General features: G+C 70.7%; 17 protein-coding genes. 9 read left to right on the top strand and 8 right to left on the bottom strand.

Annotated features, from left to right (window positions below; all coding sequences use genetic code 11):
* The first annotated feature begins 98 nt into the window (after nucleotides 1-98).
* Both gshA and B2J86_RS14135 read left to right on the top strand, forming a co-directional pair.
* The gene (gene gshA / locus B2J86_RS14140) at nucleotides 99-1,622 is read left to right on the top strand and encodes a glutamate--cysteine ligase (RefSeq protein ID WP_173025943.1); all 1,524 of its coding nucleotides are present in this window, start codon (nucleotides 99-101) and stop codon (nucleotides 1,620-1,622) included.
* Nucleotides 1,623-1,653: 31 nt separating this feature from the next.
* A complete protein-coding gene (locus B2J86_RS14135) occupies nucleotides 1,654-3,918 on the top strand; it encodes an FUSC family protein (RefSeq protein ID WP_173025942.1) in 2,265 nt (754 codons plus the stop codon).
* 77 nt (nucleotides 3,919-3,995) lie between these two features.
* Here B2J86_RS14135 and B2J86_RS14130 read toward each other — a convergent pair whose 3' ends face one another.
* Nucleotides 3,996-4,250 carry a hypothetical protein gene (locus tag B2J86_RS14130; protein WP_169170825.1) on the bottom strand — a complete coding sequence of 85 codons (255 nt, stop codon included), beginning with the start codon at nucleotides 4,248-4,250 and terminating at the stop codon, nucleotides 3,996-3,998.
* Nucleotides 4,251-4,332: 82 nt separating this feature from the next.
* Between B2J86_RS14130 and ylqF the strand changes: the two genes are divergently transcribed.
* Nucleotides 4,333-5,271 (top strand): ribosome biogenesis GTPase YlqF, encoded by a 939-nt coding sequence (ylqF, locus tag B2J86_RS14125; RefSeq protein WP_169170477.1) that lies wholly within the window; start codon nucleotides 4,333-4,335, stop codon nucleotides 5,269-5,271.
* Nucleotides 5,272-5,364: 93 nt separating this feature from the next.
* Here the strand turns inward: ylqF and B2J86_RS14120 are convergent, their stop codons facing one another.
* Entirely contained in the window at nucleotides 5,365-5,511 is a 147-nt protein-coding gene (locus B2J86_RS14120; RefSeq protein WP_169170476.1) for a hypothetical protein, read from the bottom strand.
* Between the two features lie 84 nt (nucleotides 5,512-5,595).
* Nucleotides 5,596-5,820: a hypothetical protein gene (locus tag B2J86_RS14115; RefSeq protein ID WP_169170475.1), complete on the bottom strand. Its 225-nt coding sequence runs from the start codon at nucleotides 5,818-5,820 to the stop codon at nucleotides 5,596-5,598.
* Between the two features lie 145 nt (nucleotides 5,821-5,965).
* On the opposite strand from B2J86_RS14115, the gene B2J86_RS14110 reads away from it, so the two are divergent.
* Entirely contained in the window at nucleotides 5,966-6,895 is a 930-nt protein-coding gene (locus tag B2J86_RS14110; RefSeq protein WP_169170474.1) for a DHH family phosphoesterase, read from the top strand.
* Nucleotides 6,896-6,897: 2 nt separating this feature from the next.
* On the opposite strand, the gene B2J86_RS14105 is transcribed toward B2J86_RS14110, so the two are convergent.
* The 3 genes from B2J86_RS14105 to B2J86_RS18015 form a co-directional block, all read right to left on the bottom strand.
* Nucleotides 6,898-7,671 carry a pseudouridine synthase gene (locus B2J86_RS14105; RefSeq protein ID WP_169170473.1) on the bottom strand — a complete coding sequence of 258 codons (774 nt, stop codon included), beginning with the start codon at nucleotides 7,669-7,671 and terminating at the stop codon, nucleotides 6,898-6,900.
* On the bottom strand, nucleotides 7,671-8,981 hold the full coding sequence (locus tag B2J86_RS14100) for an MFS transporter (protein WP_173025941.1): 1,311 nt from the start codon (nucleotides 8,979-8,981) through the stop codon (nucleotides 7,671-7,673). Before B2J86_RS14100 ends, B2J86_RS14105 begins: the two co-directional genes overlap by 1 nt.
* A gap of 229 nt (nucleotides 8,982-9,210) precedes the next feature.
* Nucleotides 9,211-9,519, bottom strand: a complete 309-nt coding sequence (locus B2J86_RS18015; RefSeq protein ID WP_216842410.1) for a hypothetical protein — start codon at nucleotides 9,517-9,519, stop codon at nucleotides 9,211-9,213.
* On the opposite strand from B2J86_RS18015, the gene rarD reads away from it, so the two are divergent.
* From rarD to B2J86_RS14080, 4 genes are all read left to right on the top strand, one after another.
* Nucleotides 9,506-10,399: an EamA family transporter RarD gene (rarD, locus tag B2J86_RS14095; RefSeq protein ID WP_173025940.1), complete on the top strand. Its 894-nt coding sequence runs from the start codon at nucleotides 9,506-9,508 to the stop codon at nucleotides 10,397-10,399. The two genes, B2J86_RS18015 and rarD, sit on opposite strands and share 14 nt — an antisense overlap.
* Nucleotides 10,400-10,446: 47 nt before the next feature.
* Complete coding sequence (locus B2J86_RS14090) at nucleotides 10,447-11,433, top strand: diaminopimelate dehydrogenase (protein ID WP_169170470.1); 987 nt, start codon at nucleotides 10,447-10,449, stop codon at nucleotides 11,431-11,433.
* Nucleotides 11,434-11,440: 7 nt separating this feature from the next.
* Nucleotides 11,441-12,046 (top strand): hypothetical protein, encoded by a 606-nt coding sequence (locus B2J86_RS14085; RefSeq protein WP_173025939.1) that lies wholly within the window; start codon nucleotides 11,441-11,443, stop codon nucleotides 12,044-12,046.
* A 242-nt stretch (nucleotides 12,047-12,288) separates the two neighbouring features.
* Nucleotides 12,289-12,831: a DUF2242 domain-containing protein gene (locus B2J86_RS14080; RefSeq protein WP_169634387.1), complete on the top strand. Its 543-nt coding sequence runs from the start codon at nucleotides 12,289-12,291 to the stop codon at nucleotides 12,829-12,831.
* A 4-nt stretch (nucleotides 12,832-12,835) separates the two neighbouring features.
* Here the strand turns inward: B2J86_RS14080 and B2J86_RS14075 are convergent, their stop codons facing one another.
* Nucleotides 12,836-13,021: a hypothetical protein gene (locus B2J86_RS14075; protein ID WP_173025938.1), complete on the bottom strand. Its 186-nt coding sequence runs from the start codon at nucleotides 13,019-13,021 to the stop codon at nucleotides 12,836-12,838.
* 205 nt (nucleotides 13,022-13,226) lie between these two features.
* On the opposite strand from B2J86_RS14075, the gene gltS reads away from it, so the two are divergent.
* The gene (gltS, locus tag B2J86_RS14070; RefSeq protein ID WP_173025937.1) at nucleotides 13,227-14,423 is read left to right on the top strand and encodes a sodium/glutamate symporter; all 1,197 of its coding nucleotides are present in this window, start codon (nucleotides 13,227-13,229) and stop codon (nucleotides 14,421-14,423) included.
* 30 nt (nucleotides 14,424-14,453) lie between these two features.
* On the opposite strand, the gene B2J86_RS14065 is transcribed toward gltS, so the two are convergent.
* The coding region (locus B2J86_RS14065; RefSeq protein ID WP_173025936.1) for a peptidoglycan DD-metalloendopeptidase family protein at nucleotides 14,454-15,204 on the bottom strand (751 nt) is incomplete at its 5' end.

Below are 15,204 nucleotides of genomic sequence, written 5' to 3'. Positions count from 1 at the left end.
GGGTTTTCCGCCATCCGCGCAGCCCTTGAGTCAGCGCCAAGCAGGCCCGCGCTGGCCGTGCTAAGTTCCGGCCGATCCAAAAAGATCGGCAACGACACATGAGCACTTTGCAGCAAAGAATCGACGCGCAGCCCCCCGAACGCCTGGGGGGCATCCGCCGCGGCATCGAAAAAGAGGGTCTGCGCGTGCTGCCCACCGGCGATCTGGCCCTGACGCCGCACCCCGCGGCGCTGGGCTCGGCGCTGACGCACCCGAACATCACCACCGACTACAGCGAGTCGCAGATCGAGCTGATCACCGGCGCCCACCGGGGCGTGCAGGACTGCCTGGACGAGCTCACGCAAGTGCACCAGTTCGCGCTGCGCGCGCTGCGCGAGCAGGGCGACGAGATGCTGTGGGCGTCGAGCATGCCGTGCCGCCTGCCCACCGACGAGACCATTCCGCTGGCGCGCTACGGCAGCTCCAACGTCGGCCGCGCCAAGAGCGTCTACCGCATGGGACTGGGCCACCGCTACGGCCGGCGCATGCAGACCATCTGCGGCATCCACTACAACTGGTCCATGCCGGGCGTGGACAGCGAGCAGTATTTCGCGCTGATCCGCAACTTCCGCCGGCATGCCTTCGTGCTGCTGTACCTGTTCGGCGCCTCGCCCGCGCTGTGCCCGTGCTTTGCCCAGGGCCGCCCGCACGCGCTGCAGCGCCTGAGCGACCAGGCGCTGTACCTGCCGCATGCGACGTCGCTGCGCATGGGGCGCCTGGGCTACCAGAGCGACGCGCAGGCCACGCTGGCCGTGAGCTACAACGGCCTGCAGGGCTACGCCGATTCGCTGCACGAGGCGCTCACGCAGCCCTATCCGGCCTACGAGGCCGTCGGCATCCGCAACCCCGGCGGCGACTACAACCAGCTGGGCACCAGCCTGCTGCAGATCGAGAACGAGTTCTACGGCACGATCCGCCCCAAGCGCGTGATCCAGCCCGGCGAGCGCCCGCTGCACGCGCTGCGCGAGCGCGGCGTCGAATATGTCGAGGTGCGCCTGATGGACCTCGACCCGTTCGTGTCCGTGGGCATCACGGCCGAGACCATGCGCCTGCTCGACGTGTTCCTGCTGCACTGCCTGCTGTCCGACAGCCCGCCCGACACGCCGGCCGAGATCACCGAACTCCAGCACAACCAGCACCTCACGGCCGCGCGCGGGCGCGAGCCCGGCCTGCGCCTGCTGCGCAACGGGCAGAGCGTGCCGCTGGTCGACTGGGCCGCGCAGGTGCTGGGCGAATGCGTGCCGCTGGCCGCAGCGCTCGACGCCACGCACGCCAGCGGCGACTACAGAGCCGCCCTGGCCAGCGCGTGCGCGCTGCTGGCGCAGCCGGCGCAAACGCCCTCGGCGCGCGTGCTCGCGCAGATGGCCCGCGCCCACGGCAACAGCTTCACGGGCTTTGCGCTGGGCCAGTCCGAGCGCGCGCGCGACGCGCTGCTGGCCCTGCCCTGGAGCGCAGAGCAGCAGGCGCACCACGCCGCGCTGGCCGAGCAGTCGCTGGCGGCCCAGAAGGCCATCGAGGATGGCGACACGCTGCCGTTCGAAGAGTGGCGCCAGCACTACATGGCCGCCCAGGGCCTGGGCTGATCGGCCGCCGCGGGCACCGGCGCATTCGGCCATGAGCACCCGCACCGCACTGCGCCTGCGCATGGCGGCACGCATCCGTGCGATGCGGCGCGTGGCCCTGAGCCATTACGTGCTCAACGGCCTGGCCGGGGCCCTGGGCCTGCTGCTGATCTCGACCGCGGTGCACCTGTGGCTGGGCGCGCTCGCGGCAGCGACGGCCACCGTGGGCGTGATCGTGGCGATTCCGCCCGACAACGTGGCACCGCAGCGCGGCAAGTTCTGGCAGATGCTCCCGGCCCCGCTGCTGAGCATGCCGCTGTTCTTTGCGGTGCAGCTGCTGTACGCCTCCCCGCTGGCGCTGGGCCTGCTGCTGGTGCCGGCCACCTTCCTGGTCTTTCTGGGCATGGCCTGGGGCAAACGCGGCGCGCCGGTCGCCATCGCGATCATGCTGGCCACGGTGTTCGCCATGGCCGTGCCGGTCCACCAGGGGGGCGACGCCCTGGCGGCGGCGCTGTCGACCACGCTGTATTTCGGCCTCGGCGCGGTGCTCTACCTGCCGTATGCGCTGCTGATCAACCGGCTGTTCAACGCGCGCTACCGCGTGCAGCTGCTGGCCGACGCCTTGCTGTCTGTCGCCGCGCTGCTGCGCGTGCAGGCGCGCCAGTTCGCCCCGATCCGGCCCGGCAGCGCGCCGGCGCCGCTCACGGGCCAGCTGCTGCGCCAGCATGCCGCCCTGGCCGAGCAGCTGCAGGCGGCGCGCGACGTCGTGCTCGAGTCGCCGAACACGCCGCGCCGCCAGCGCCTGGTCGGCATGCTGGTGCAGGTGCTCGAAATGCGCGACCACCTGCTGGCCTGCGAGCTGGACCTGGACGCCGTGCGCGCCCAGCCGGGCCAGGCGTCGGCCCTGGCGGGCCAGCGCGCCGTGCTGCAGGCCCTGACCGCCGAGGTAGCCCGGCTGGCCGATGCCTTGCTGCTGGGCCGCCGGCCTACGCCGTTCCCGAGCCTGCGCCCGCGGCTGGTCGGCGCCGCGCTGCCCCACGAGACCGAAGGTGCGGGTTTCACGCCCTCGCTGCTGGCGCGCGGCCTGGCCGCGCGCATCGGCCACATCAACGACGAGGTGCTGAGCCTGATCGCGCTGGCGCGCGGCGAGGCCGAGCCCGATCTGGCGGTCGTGCGCGCCAACTGGCAGATGTTTGTCAGCCCGACCACCTGGTCGTGGCGGCCGTTCGCCGGCCTGTGGCGCTGGGAGGCGCCGGCGCTGCGCCACGCCATGCGCGCCGCGCTGGCGATTGCGGCCGGCTACGCCGTGGCGCAGCTGCTGCCCTGGGGCACACATCCTTATTGGATGCTGGTGACGATCGTGGTGGTGCTGCGCGGCAGCCTGGCGCAGACGCTGGAGCGGCGCAACAGCCGGGTGGCGGGCACCTTGCTGGGCTGCGTGCTGGCGCTGGGCCTGCTGTCGGCCCACCTGCCGCCGCTGGCGCTGGTCATCTGGATCACGCTGGCGCAGGGCGTGGCCCATGGCTTTGCGGTGCGCCGCTACCTGGTCACGGCAGTGGCTGCGACCACGCTGGGCCTGTTGCAGGCGCACATGCTCAACAACGGGGGCAGCACCGCGTTTGCGCTGCTCGAGCGCGTGGCCGACACGCTGATCGGCACCGGCATCGCCTGGGCCTTTTCCTATGTGCTGCCGTCGTGGGAGCGCACGCAGCTGCCCGCGCTGGTGGCGCGCACGCTGGCCGCACAGGCCCAGCATGCGCGCGTGTCGCTGGGCCTGGGCCAGCTGCAGGCGGTGGACAACGCGCCCGAGCTGGCCTGGCGCCTGGCGCGGCGCGAGGCCTACGACAGCCTCTCGGCGCTGGTGCAGGCCACGCAGCGCTCGCTGGCCGAGCCGCGCGCCGTGCGCCCGCCGCTGGCGGCGCTCGAGCACCTGCAGGCGCGCGGCTACCAGCTGCTGGCGCAGCTCACGGCCGTCAAGACCCTGCTGCTGCTGCGCCGTGGCCTGCTGCAGGCCGAACAGGTGCAGGCGCCGCTGGAGCAGGCGGCCGAGCGCATCGGCACCCTGCTGCTGGGCAAGGCCCCCGCCGACGCGCCCGAGGCCGGGGCGTCGCCCGGGCCCGAGCCGCTGCCCAGTCCGTATGAGAGCGACCTCAGTGCCTGGCTGCTGCGCCGCCTGCGGCTGGCCACGGAGCTGGCCGCCCTGATGCGTGCCGATGCCGACCAGGTGCTGGCCTCGCTCGTGGCCACCGTGCCCGACCTGCCCGTGGCAGGCGCGGTCGACGCGGAAGCGCCGGTGGTGGAGAATCAAAAAACATAGTTGTAGACGCTTTCTGCATCAGCGCTGGAGGCCGATTTGGCTTGAAATCTGCGGTCAGCCGCCGACCGGGCCGGCGCTCAGCGCGGGCGCGCCGACCGGTGGGCCGCGAGGCGCCGCAGGCCGTAGCGCCCCAGAAACGCGCAGCCCAGGATGAGCGCAAACCAGCCGACCAAGTAGGCCTGGCGCATGAGGTCCTGCACGCTGGCCGATTTGGCGACATAGGGCGCCAGCAGCACGACGGCGCCGATCAGCGCGCAGGTCATGCCCTTGATCAACAGTTCGTTGTCTTCCTTGTTGCGGGGGCGTCGGGCAGGGGGCTTGGGCAGGGGCATGGCAGAGGTTCAAGGGCACGGGGATGGGAGCGCGATTATCCTTGGCACCCCCCGACCCCCCGAAAAAGCGAAAGATCTCCCCATGGCCATCCAGTGGTTTCCCGGTCACATGCACCTGACGCGCAAGGCCATTGCCGAGCGCGTGAAAGACATCGACGTGGTGATCGAAGTGCTGGACGCGCGCCTGCCCGGCTCGAGCGCCAACCCGCTGCTGTCCGAGCTCACGGGCCACAAACCCACGCTCAAGGTGCTCAACAAGCAGGACGTGGCCGACCCCGAGCGCACCACGCTGTGGCTCGACTGGTACAACGCCCGGCCGGACACGCGCGCCGTGGCGCTCGACGCGCAGGATGCCGCGCCCGCGCGCAAGCTCATCGACGGCTGCCACCAGCTCGCGCCGAACCGCGGCGGCATGGCCAAGCCGATGCGCGTGCTGATCTGCGGCGTGCCCAACGTCGGCAAGTCGACGCTGATCAACACGCTCAGCGACAAGCGCCAGGCCAAGACCGGCGACGAGGCCGGCATCACCAAGCTCGAGCAGCGCATCGTGCTGGCCGACGACTTCTACCTGTGGGATACGCCCGGCATGCTCTGGCCGCGCATCACCGTCGAGCAAAGCGGCTACCACCTGGCCGCCAGCGGCGCCGTCGGCCGCAATGCCTACGACGAGGAACTGGTGGCGCTGGAGCTGCTGCGCCGCCTGCAGCAGCACTACGCGCCGCTCCTGGAGGCGCGCTACAGGCTCGGCCTGGCCAGCGACGCGGTGGCGCAGATGCACGACGAAGAGCTGCTCGAAGCCATCGGCAAGAAGCGCGGCGCCATGCAGGGCGGCGGGCGCGTCAACCTGCAGAAGACGGCCGAGATCGTTCTGACCGACTTCCGCAGCGCGATCCTGGGCCGCATCACGCTGGAGGTGCCGGCCGAGTTCGAGGCCTGGAGCGCGGTCGCCGCGGTGCAGGAGGCCGAGCGCGCGGCGCGCAAGGAAGCGCGCAAGGCCAAGCCCCAGCGCAGCCAGCGCTGAACCGCCACCGCGTTGTGGCGAACGCCCACGAAAAAGCACCCGGTGCCGCCGCATAGCAGCACCGGGTGCTTTGTTTCAGGCCGGCGCAGGGCCTTACTTGTTCTTCAGCTTGCCGCGCGGCGCCACGGCGGTGACGGGCGGCGTGGGCCGGTCGGACACCGAGCCGCCTTCCTTGGGCGGCGAGGTGTCTTTCTTGGGCTTTTTCGCCATCTTGTTGTTGTGCATCTGTCCTTTGGCCATACGTCCTCCGTGTCGGTCTCGGGATGGGACCTCATGTGCCAATGGTACGGCACAAGCACCCTCCGCCTGGGCTGGCGGGGGCTCTCAGGCGGCCTGTGCGGACAGGCGGATGCTGCCCTCGCGCACGAAGCGGTCGAACTCGTCGCGCGGGATCGCCGTCAGGCCCGCGGCCTGGTTGTCTGCGGTCCAGCTCAGCGTGACGCTGTCGGGGGCGAAATCGAGGTCCACCGGCCCGAGCGGGATCGTCAGCGGCGCGCCGTCGCCGGGGGTGTAGGTCACGGGGCCGGTGATGGTGGCTCGTTGGCTCATGTCTGCTCCTTCAAAACAAATGGGCGATCGCATGCGCACGCCGTGGCGCGGCAAAGTCCCATTGGGCGCGCGTGGCGCGACCCTGTCTGTCAGACCACATCCCCTATGCGCGGTGTGCGTTGCCGCCGCGGTGACAATTGGGTCCATGAAACCTCTTTTTTCTCTGCGACTGCCGGTCGGCCCCAGCCAAAACGATCCCCAGCCGCTGGTCATCTACCACGGCCGCCGCTGCCCCGATGGGTTTGGCGCGGCGCTCGCCGCCTGGCTCTATTACGGCGACAGCGCCCAGTACCTGGCGCTGGACCACGGTGAAATCCAGGCGCTGGCCGACCTGCCGGCGCTTGAGGGCCGCGCGGTCTACATCCTCGACTTCTCGTTCCCGGCCGACCTCCTGCGCGGCATCGAAGAGCGCGCCGCCAAGCTCGTCATGCTCGACCACCACAAGAGCGCGGCCGAAAAGCTCACGGGCTTTGCCTGCCGTTGCGGCGTGGTGCACTTCGACATGACCAAGTCGGGCGCGCGCCTGGCGTGGGAATTCTTCCACCCCGAGCAGCCGATGCCGGCCCTGCTCAAGTACATCGAAGACCGCGACATCTGGAAGTGGGAGTTCGCCGAAAGCGCGGGCTTCCTGTCGGCGCTCGACATGGAGCCGCAAGAGTTCGCGCGCTGGCAGGAGATCGCCGCCTACAGCCCGGCGCAGCTCGACGCCTTCATGGCGCGCGGCGCCGCCATGGACGAGAAATACCGCAAGCTCGCGGCCGACATCGCCGAGGGCGCGCAGCCGCTGGTGTTCAACGGCGTCGCGGGCCTGATGGTCAATGCCCCCGGCATGTTCCACAGCCTCGTGGGCGACCTGCTGTCGGCCCAGACCGGCACGTTTGCGCTGATGTGGAGCGCCGGCAGCGGCGGAGTGAAGGCCGGCCTGCGCTCGCAGCGCAACTTCGACTGCATCGCCCTGGCCGAGAGCATGGGCGGCGGCGGTCACGCCCAGGCCTGCGGCTTCAAGATGGGCACAGCGCGCCTGCCAGAGCTGCTCAGCGGCACGTTCAACGCCGTGCCCGCGCGCGCCGCCTGAGCCTAGGCGCCGGGCAGGGCGGCGGGCGCCGGTTCCGCGTCCACGCGGCGCCACGCAAACCGCTGCTGCAGGCGCAGCCAGTCGGCCGCATCGGGCACGCTCGCCTGCAGCGCGGCCCAGTCGCACACCAGCTCCAGGTCACGCCCCGTCATGGGGTGCGGCACCGTGATCGCCTGGGCGTGCAGCCACAGCCGCGTCCGGCCCAGACGCTCGGCCCACCAGCGGTTGAGCGGGCCCTTGCCGTGTGTGGCGTCGCCCAGGATCGGATGCGCCAGGTGCTTGAGGTGGCGGCGGATCTGATGGCGCCGGCCGGTGCTCGGCACGGCTTCGACCAGCGAGGCGCGCGTGCTGGCGTGGCGTGCGTCGAACGCCTCGGCCAGCTCCAGCCGCGCCAGGCAGCGAAAGCGCGTGTGCGCGTCCTGCGCCGGCGCGCCCTGCGGGGCGTCGTCGGGCTGCAGCGCGTGGTCGACCTCGGCGGCATCGGGCAGCCAGCCGCGCACCAGCGCCACATAGCGCTTGTGCGTGCGCTGCTGCTCGAACGCCTGCGCCAGCGCGCGCGCAGCCTCGCTGTGCAGCGCCATCACCAGCACGCCGCAGGTGCCCTTGTCGAGCCGGTGCACCGGGTACACGCGCTGGCCCAGCTGGTCGCGCAGGGTCTGCACGACAAAGCGCGTCTCGCCCGCGTCGAGCCCGGTGCGGTGCACCAGCCAGCCGGCGGGTTTGTAGAGCGCGACGAGGTGCTCGTCGCGCCAGAGAATGTGCAGCGGCGGGGCCATCAGCTGCGCGCGGGCGCGTCGGCCGCCTGCTCGAATTGGTCCACGGTGCGCAGCGACTTGAACAGCAGCGCCCAGCCGCCGACCACGGCGAGTGTGCACAGCCCGCCGACCACGGCCGCGGGCACGGCGCCTAGCCAGGCGGCGCTGGTGCCGGCGCGGAACTCGCCGAGCTCGTTGGACGAGCCGATGAACAACATGTTGACCGCGTTGACGCGCCCGCGCATCGCGTCGGGCGTGGAGAACTGCACCAGCGCGCCGCGGATGTAGACGCTCACCATGTCGGCCGCGCCGGCCACCAGCAGCGCCGCAAACGACAGCCAGAACAGCGTCGACAGCGCGAACACCAGGTTGGCCGCGCCAAAAATGGCCACTGCGATGAACATGGTGCGGCCGACATGGCGGTTGAACGGGCGCAGGCTCAGGTACAGGCCCGCGCCCACTTCGCCCACCGCGATGGCGCTGCGCAGCGCGCCCAGGCCCGCCGGGCCGACGTGCAGCACCTCGCTCGCGTAGATCGGCAGCAGCGCGACCACGCCGCCCAGCAGCACGGCGAACAGGTCGAGCGAGATGGTGCCCAGAATGATCGGCCGCGAGCGCATGAACACCAGGCCCGCGCCAAAGCGCTGCCACATGCTGCCCTGCGTGGGCGCGAGCGGCCCGGCGTGCGCCACCGCCACGCGCGCCAGCAGCAGCGCGCCCAGCGCAAAGCAGACCAGGCACAGCGCATAGGTGAGCCGGCCGCCGCCCAGCGCATACAGCACGCCGCCCAGGAACGGCCCGCCAATGCTGGCCGCGCGCATCAGCATGCTGTTGGCGGCAATCGCCGGCGCCAGCTGCGCGCGCGGCACGATCTGCGGCAGCAGGCTTTGCAGCGCCGGCCCCGAGAACGCGCGCGTGCAGCCATACAGCACCAGCACCGCATAGATGCCGGTCACGCCGGCGGTGGCCTCGGCCGACAGCCACCACAGCAGGCCGCTGCACAGCGCGCCCACGCTCCAGCTGGCGGCCAGGATGCGCTTGCGGTCGAAGCGGTCGATCAGGTCGCCGGCCGGCAGCAGCAGGCACAGCATCGGAATGAACTGCGCCAGCCCCACATAGGCCAGCGCGAGCGGATCGTGCGTGGTGTCGTAGACCTGCCAGGCCACGACCACGGCCTGCACCTGCGTGGCGAACACGGCCACCAGGCGGGCGATCAAAAAGGCGACGAAGCCGGCGTGGCGGTAGACGCTGGCGGGGGCGGCGGCGAGAGAGGTCACAACAGGGAGGGGTCCGGCGCCCGGAGGCGGGCCGTGGACTATACCTGCAGCCATGCCAAAAAATTGGGCACCGCGTTGCAGCCCAATGCCGGCGCGGGTTTGGCGGATTGTACCGAAGGTTTTCCACAGAACAGCCCACAGCGGCTGGGTATAAGTACAAACCCTAGGTTGTTGGCGCTGTCACCGTGCTGCCACAAAGCGCCGCAGCCTGCCGGCGCGGGGGTTTCAGGTTATTTCAATGAAATAGCGCTCCAGCCCTTGCACAGTCAGCGCTGTATGCTATTTAATTAATAGCATTCTTGCGCTGCGCCATTTTCTCGATCACCGCGCTGCCGCGCAGGGATGGGTGGTTGCCTCCTTTTAAGGCAGGCCGCGCAAACCCAGTGCCGGCGCGGTGTGCGGGGCTTGTGCACGCGCTTATCCACACGGTGCTGCACATTCGGCGGGCATAACCGCAGAGCGGCGGAAAAGCCACGCGCCAGCGCGGCGGGCGCGCGCGCATCACCGACAATGGCGGGTTGCCGCCGGGGCCCGCCGCGCCCTTTCTTTTCCACCGCTTTGCTGAAAGCCAGTTCTCTGTGATCAAGGGCATCGTTGCGTCCGTGCTGGCTTCGGTCCTGTTTGGCGCCATCTACTACCTCTCGCCGCTGCTGGCGCCGCTCGATGGCGAGCAGATCTTTGGCTGGCGCGTGCTGCTCACGCTGCCCTTCACCACCGCCTTCCTGCTCTGGCGCGGCGACGGCAGGAACGTCTGGGCGCTGTGGCTGCGCGCGCGCCAGGCGCCGCGCACGGCGCTGCTGCTGCTGGCCAGCTCCGCCATGCTGGGCGTGCAGCTGTGGCTGTTCATGTGGGCGCCGCTGCACGGGCGCGCGCTGCCGGTGTCGCTGGGCTACTTCCTGCTGCCGCTGGTGATGGTGCTGACCGGGCGCGTGTGCTTTGGCGAGCGCCTGTCGGCCGCGCACAAGCTGGCCACGGCGCTGGCCGCCGCGGGCGTGGCGCACGAGCTGGTGCGCGCCGGCGGCATGTCGTGGGAGACCGGGGTCGTCGCGCTCGGCTACCCCGTCTATTTCGTGCTGCGCCGGCGCCTGGGCTCGGACCACCTGGGCGGCCACTGGCTCGACATGGCACTGCTGGTGCCCGCGGCGCTGTGGTTCATGCTGCGCGCGCCGTCGAGCCTGCCGCTGGTGTCCGGGCACCCGGTGCTGCTCGCGCTGCTGCCGCTGCTCGGCGCCGTGAGCGCCGTGGCGCTCGCGCTGTACATGGCCGCGAGCCGCTGGCTGCCGATGGGGCTGTTCGGCCTGCTCTCCTACGTCGAGCCCGTGCTGCTGGTGCTGGTCGCACTGCTGCTGGGCGAGAGCGTGGCACCGGGCCAGTGGCCCACCTATGGCCTGGTGTTTGCCGCCGTCGGCGTGCTCGTGCTCGACGGCGCGCGCCAGCTGGCGCCCGAGCGCCGCGCCCGTTCCCCCGCCTGAATCGGGCACATTTCTTGTTTTTTCTTTCAGCACCACAGGACGACACTATGAGCGACACCATCCGCATCGGCATCGCCGGCTATGGCAACCTGGGCCGCGGCGTTGAAGCCAGCATTGCCCGCAACCCCGACATGGCCCTCGCGGGCATCTTCACGCGCCGCGCGCCCGCGCAGCTCACGCCGCTGCACGCGGGCGCGCCGGTGTTCCCGATGGACGCGCTGGCGCAGCACCAGGACGCCATCGACGTACTGATCCTGTGCGGCGGCTCCAAGGAAGACCTGCCGCGCCAGGGCCCCGAGTTGGCCGCGCTGTTCCACACCGTGGACAGCTTCGACACCCATGCGCGCATTCCCGAGCACTTCGCTGCCGTCAACGCGCCGGCGCTGGCCAACCGCAAGACTGCGCTGATCTCGGCCGGCTGGGACCCGGGCATGTTCTCGATCAACCGCGTGATGGGCGAGGCCCTGCTGCCCGACGGCGCCACCTACACCTTCTGGGGCAAGGGCCTGAGCCAGGGCCACTCCGACGCCATCCGCCGCGTGCCCGGCGTGGCCGGCGGCGTGCAGTACACGCTGCCCGTGCCCGCGGCCGTCGAGCAGGTGCGCAGCGGCACGCGCCCCCAGCTGTCCACGCGCCAGAAGCACACGCGCGAATGCTTCGTCGTGCTGCAGGACGGCGCCGACGCGGCCGCCGTGCGCGAGGCCATCGTCACCATGCCGCACTACTTCGACGAGTACGACACCAGCGTGCACTTCATCAGCGCCGAGGTCCTGCAGCGCGACCACGGCGCGATGCCCCATGGCGGCTTCGTGATCCGCAGCGGCAACACCACGGCCGAGGCCACGCAGGTGATCGAGTACGGCCTCACGCTGGGCAGCAACCCCGAGTTCACGGCCAGCGTGCTCGTGGCCTATGCGCGCGCCGTGCACCGCATGGCGCAGATGGGCCAGCACGGCGCCAAGACCGTGTTCGACGTGCCGCCCGGCCTGCTCTCGCCCAAGAGCGCCGAGCAGCTGCGCGCAGAGCTGCTGTAGAAGGCCCATGGACGTCCTGATCCTGGCGGCGCTGATCGCCTTCGGCGCCCACCTGCTCAAGTCGCGCTACCAGGCGCGGCGCATTGCGCTGCTGGGCAGCCACCTGGCGCAGTTCCAGATCGAGAAGCTCATGGAGAACCTGACCCAGGGCTACCTGCGCGCGCTGGGCGAGAGCGATGCCGGGCGCCGCGAGCAGGTCTGGAACCTGCTGGCCGGCACCGAGGTGGCGCTGTGCGAGCAGTTCAAGCGTTTCGCCGCGGACTTCGCCCGCGTCGATGCAGAGGAGACGCGCGTGAGCAAGCTGCCGATCGCGCTGCCCTATGCCGACCGGCTGCTGCCCGCGGCCACGTTCGACCTGCGCCAGGCGCTGCAGATCCATGCGCAGGGCATCGAGGCGGCCGCGCGCAACGAGGCCGGTCGCAGCCTGCGCGACAAGGCCTTCACGATGTCGGCCGAGCTGTTCCTGATGCAGCACAGCTGCCACTGGTTCTGCAAGTCGAAGACGGTGGCGTCGGCGCGCATGCTCGCGCGCCACCAGACCTCGCACGACCAGCTGCTCGCCGCGGTGTCGCCGGCCACGCGCAAGGCGTATGGCGCATTGGTCGGGCGCTGAGGCGTGTGGTGGATTGAGTTTCAGTGAAATCGGCCGCAAACGCTTGCAGGGCAAGCGCAAGCAGCTATGAAAAGCGAAGTGCACGGTGGCCTTTTAAAATCACCGGAACCGGCCGCCAGGCGCTTGCCCCCGCGCGCCCCGCGGCCCGGTCGCCCGCAAGAACACGCCCCAAGGAGTGCCAGGTTTTGAGTCTGTCCCACACGCGCGAGTGCGCCCCCGTTCCAGCCGCAGGGCCGCGGCGGCTGCGGCGCGCCGCCTGGGCGGGCGCGGCCTGCCTGTCGGCCCTGCTCGCGGGCTGCGGCACGGAGGCCAAGCGCTTTGCGCCGCAAGAAGACTTCGGCTCCGGCACCACCTATTCGCGCCTGTTCGACGCCACCCCGGCGCAGACCTGCGAGGCCGCGCGGCGCGCCCTGCTCAGCCAGGGCTACATCGTCGGCACCGCCAAGGCCGAACTGGTGGAGGGCCAGAAAAACTTCCAGCCCGCGGCCGAGTCGCACCTGCAGATGGTGATCCGCGTGGTCTGCGTGCCCGACAGCGCCGACGGCAAGATCAGCCTGGGCTTTGTCACCGCGCTGCAAGAGAGCTACACGCTCAAGAAGAGCAACAACTCCGCCAGCCTGGGCGTCGGCGGCGTCGGTTCGGTCTCGCTGCCCTTCATGTCGGGTGGGGGCGAGTCGCTGGTCAAGGTGGGCAGCGAGACCATCGCGTCGGGCAGCTTCTATGAAAGCTTCTTCGACCTGGTCAAGGGGTATCTCGCGACCGACGCGGCGCAGCTGCCCGACTGAGCGCTCATTCGTCGCCGCTGCCCGCCAAGGCGCGCACGCCCGCCGCGCCCACGTCCACCGCCGTGCCCACCACGGCGGCGCCGACCTTCACGGTCGTTGCCACCACCGTCACCGCCGCATCGGCCACGGCCACCACGGCGCAGCCGCTGCAAAGGGCGCAAACGAGCAAGGCAAAAAGGGCAGAGCGCATGGTGGGGAGCGGGGGCAATGTGGAGAAGGCACCGATTGTGCCGCCTGGGCGCCCGCGCGGGCGCCCCGGGGCGGCGTGGTAAATTCGCGGGCTTGAATCGGCATGTAACCCTTGTTACATATGTGCCGATAGCTATCTTTTCGATAGCACAACTCCCCCTCTTTCCGGACGCAACGCGACCGGCCCGTACCCAAGGACTCCCTCTGTGATCACGTTCCAGCTCGATATCGCCCAGACCGTCGGCATTGCCGCCGTCCTGTTGGTGGTGGGCGAATTCATCAAAAAACACGTCAGCGTGCTGACCCGCTATTTCATTCCCGGCCCCGTGATCGGCGGCCTGCTGTTTTCGCTGATCGCGCTGGTCGGCCACGAGAGCGGCAGCTTCACCTTCGAGTTCTACGACAACATGCGCGCCTTCCTGATGATGGTGTTCTTCACCACCATCGGCTTTTCGGCCAGCTTCGAGCTGCTCAAAAAAGGCGGCGTGGCCGTGGCGGTGTTTCTGCTCGCGGCCATCGGCCTGGTGCTGATCCAGAACACGCTCGGCGCGGCGCTGGCCAGCGCGCTGGGCCTGCACCCGCTGATCGGCGTGGCCGCGGGGTCGGTCTCGCTCACCGGCGGCGTCGGCACGTCGGCGGCCTTCGGCCCCTTGCTGGAGCAGGCCGGCGCGGCCGGTGCCCTGCCCGTGGCCATTGCCGCCGCCACCTACGGCCTGGTCGCCGGCTGCGTGGTGGGCGGGCCGCTCGGCTCGCTGCTGGTGCGGCGTTACCGCCTGCAGGGCCCGGCGGGCCAGGGCCCTGCCGCGGTCGAGCACATCGCCACGGCGCCCGAAACCGGCGAGACCACCGACAAGACCGTGATGTACGCCTCCATCCTCATCACCCTGGCCATTGGCGTCGGCACGCTGCTGGTGGACTGGCTCAAGGGCCTGGGCATCACGCTGCCGTCGTACCTGGGCCCGATGCTGGTGGCGGCGCTGATGCGCAACGCCATCGACCTGCGCAAATGGCCGCTACCCATGCGCCAGTTCGAGGTGGTGGGCAATGTGTCGCTGGCCTTCTTCCTGGCGATGGCGCTGATGTCGATGAAGCTCTGGGAGATGGCGCACGTGGCCGGGCCGCTGCTGGTGATCCTGCTGGCGCAGACGGCGGTGATGTTCGCCTATGCCTACTGGGTCACGTTCCGCGTCATGGGCAAGGACTACGACGCGGCCGTCATGGCCTCGGGGCACTGCGGCTTCGGCATGGGCGCCACGCCCAACGCCATGGCCAACATGCAGGTCTTCACGACCAGCCACGGTCCGTCGGTCAAGGCGTTTTTCGTGATTCCGCTGGTCGGCTCGCTGTTCATCGACTTCTTCAACGCGGTGATCATCACCGGCTTCATGAACTACCTGTCGTAGGCGCCGCGGGCGCGCGGCGCCCGGTCCGGCTCAGGCCGCCAGGAACAGCGCCGGGTCCACCATGGTGCGGTTGAGCACCACGCCCCAGTGCAGGTGCGGCCCGGTCACGCGGCCGGTGGCGCCCACGGCGCCCAGGCGCTGGCCGGCCTGCAGCACGTCGCCCACCTGCACGCCGATCGCGCTCAGGTGGCACACCATGCTCAGCAGACCGCCGCCGTGGTCCAGCCACACCGTCTGGCCGTTGAAGAAATAGTCGCCCGTGTCGATCACCCGCGCGGCCAGCGGCGCCACGATGGGCGTGCCGGTGGGCGCGGCAATGTCCATGCCGCTGTGCGGATTGCGCGCCTGGCCGTTGAACACGCGGCGCAGCCCGAACGAGCCCGAGCGCCGCCCCGGCGTGGGCACCTGCATGGCCTGCAGGGTGGGCAGCGGCTGGCTGAACGTGGCCATGACGCGCGCCTGGTGGTCGCGCTCGCGCTCGTAGCGCGCCTGGTCCTCGGGCGACAGGTCCACCGTGCGCGGCGCCACCGTCAGGCGCTGCTCGGCGTAGCGCTGCGGAGCGATGTCGAAGGCCAGCGTGCGCTCGGGTTCGCCCGGCGTCCGCACCGTGACCTCGCCGTGGCCCGGCGCCTGGGCCAGCGCCAGGCCGAGCACGGCCGTCCAGGCGATGGCGTCCCCGACCACCAGCACCGGCACGCCAGCGCCGGTGAACACCTGCGGCCTCTCGCGCGCCGGGCCCAGCGCCAGGCGGGCCACCCCGCCGGGCACCGCGCGTGCGCGC

The organism is Acidovorax sp. SRB_14, assembly GCF_012932145.1.
Classification (GTDB): Bacteria; Pseudomonadota; Gammaproteobacteria; order Burkholderiales; family Burkholderiaceae_C; genus Simplicispira.
Note: the sequence above shows the minus strand (reverse complement) of the source record. Positions and strands in the feature narration are given on the sequence as shown.

Bases quoted from the DNA above. Each gene is read 5' to 3' on its own strand.
- B2J86_RS14115 (WP_169170475.1), bottom strand. From the start codon at position 5,820: ATGAGCCAACGAGCCACCATCACCGGCCCCGTGACCTACACCCCCGGC.
- B2J86_RS14075 (WP_173025938.1), bottom strand. From the start codon at position 13,021: ATGCGCTCTGCCCTTTTTGCCTTGCTCGTTTGCGCCCTTTGCAGCGGC.
- B2J86_RS14130 (WP_169170825.1), bottom strand. From the start codon at position 4,250: ATGCCCCTGCCCAAGCCCCCTGCCCGACGCCCCCGCAACAAGGAAGAC.
- B2J86_RS14105 (WP_169170473.1), bottom strand. From the start codon at position 7,671: ATGGCCCCGCCGCTGCACATTCTCTGGCGCGACGAGCACCTCGTCGCG.
- gshA (WP_173025943.1), top strand. From the start codon at position 99: ATGAGCACTTTGCAGCAAAGAATCGACGCGCAGCCCCCCGAACGCCTG.
- B2J86_RS14090 (WP_169170470.1), top strand. From the start codon at position 10,447: ATGAGCGACACCATCCGCATCGGCATCGCCGGCTATGGCAACCTGGGC.
- B2J86_RS14100 (WP_173025941.1), bottom strand. From the start codon at position 8,981: ATGGCTGCAGGTATAGTCCACGGCCCGCCTCCGGGCGCCGGACCCCTC.
- B2J86_RS14110 (WP_169170474.1), top strand. From the start codon at position 5,966: ATGAAACCTCTTTTTTCTCTGCGACTGCCGGTCGGCCCCAGCCAAAAC.
- ylqF (WP_169170477.1), top strand. From the start codon at position 4,333: ATGGCCATCCAGTGGTTTCCCGGTCACATGCACCTGACGCGCAAGGCC.
- B2J86_RS14135 (WP_173025942.1), top strand. From the start codon at position 1,654: ATGAGCACCCGCACCGCACTGCGCCTGCGCATGGCGGCACGCATCCGT.
- B2J86_RS14120 (WP_169170476.1), bottom strand. From the start codon at position 5,511: ATGGCCAAAGGACAGATGCACAACAACAAGATGGCGAAAAAGCCCAAG.
- B2J86_RS18015 (WP_216842410.1), bottom strand. From the start codon at position 9,519: ATGCCCTTGATCACAGAGAACTGGCTTTCAGCAAAGCGGTGGAAAAGA.
- B2J86_RS14085 (WP_173025939.1), top strand. From the start codon at position 11,441: ATGGACGTCCTGATCCTGGCGGCGCTGATCGCCTTCGGCGCCCACCTG.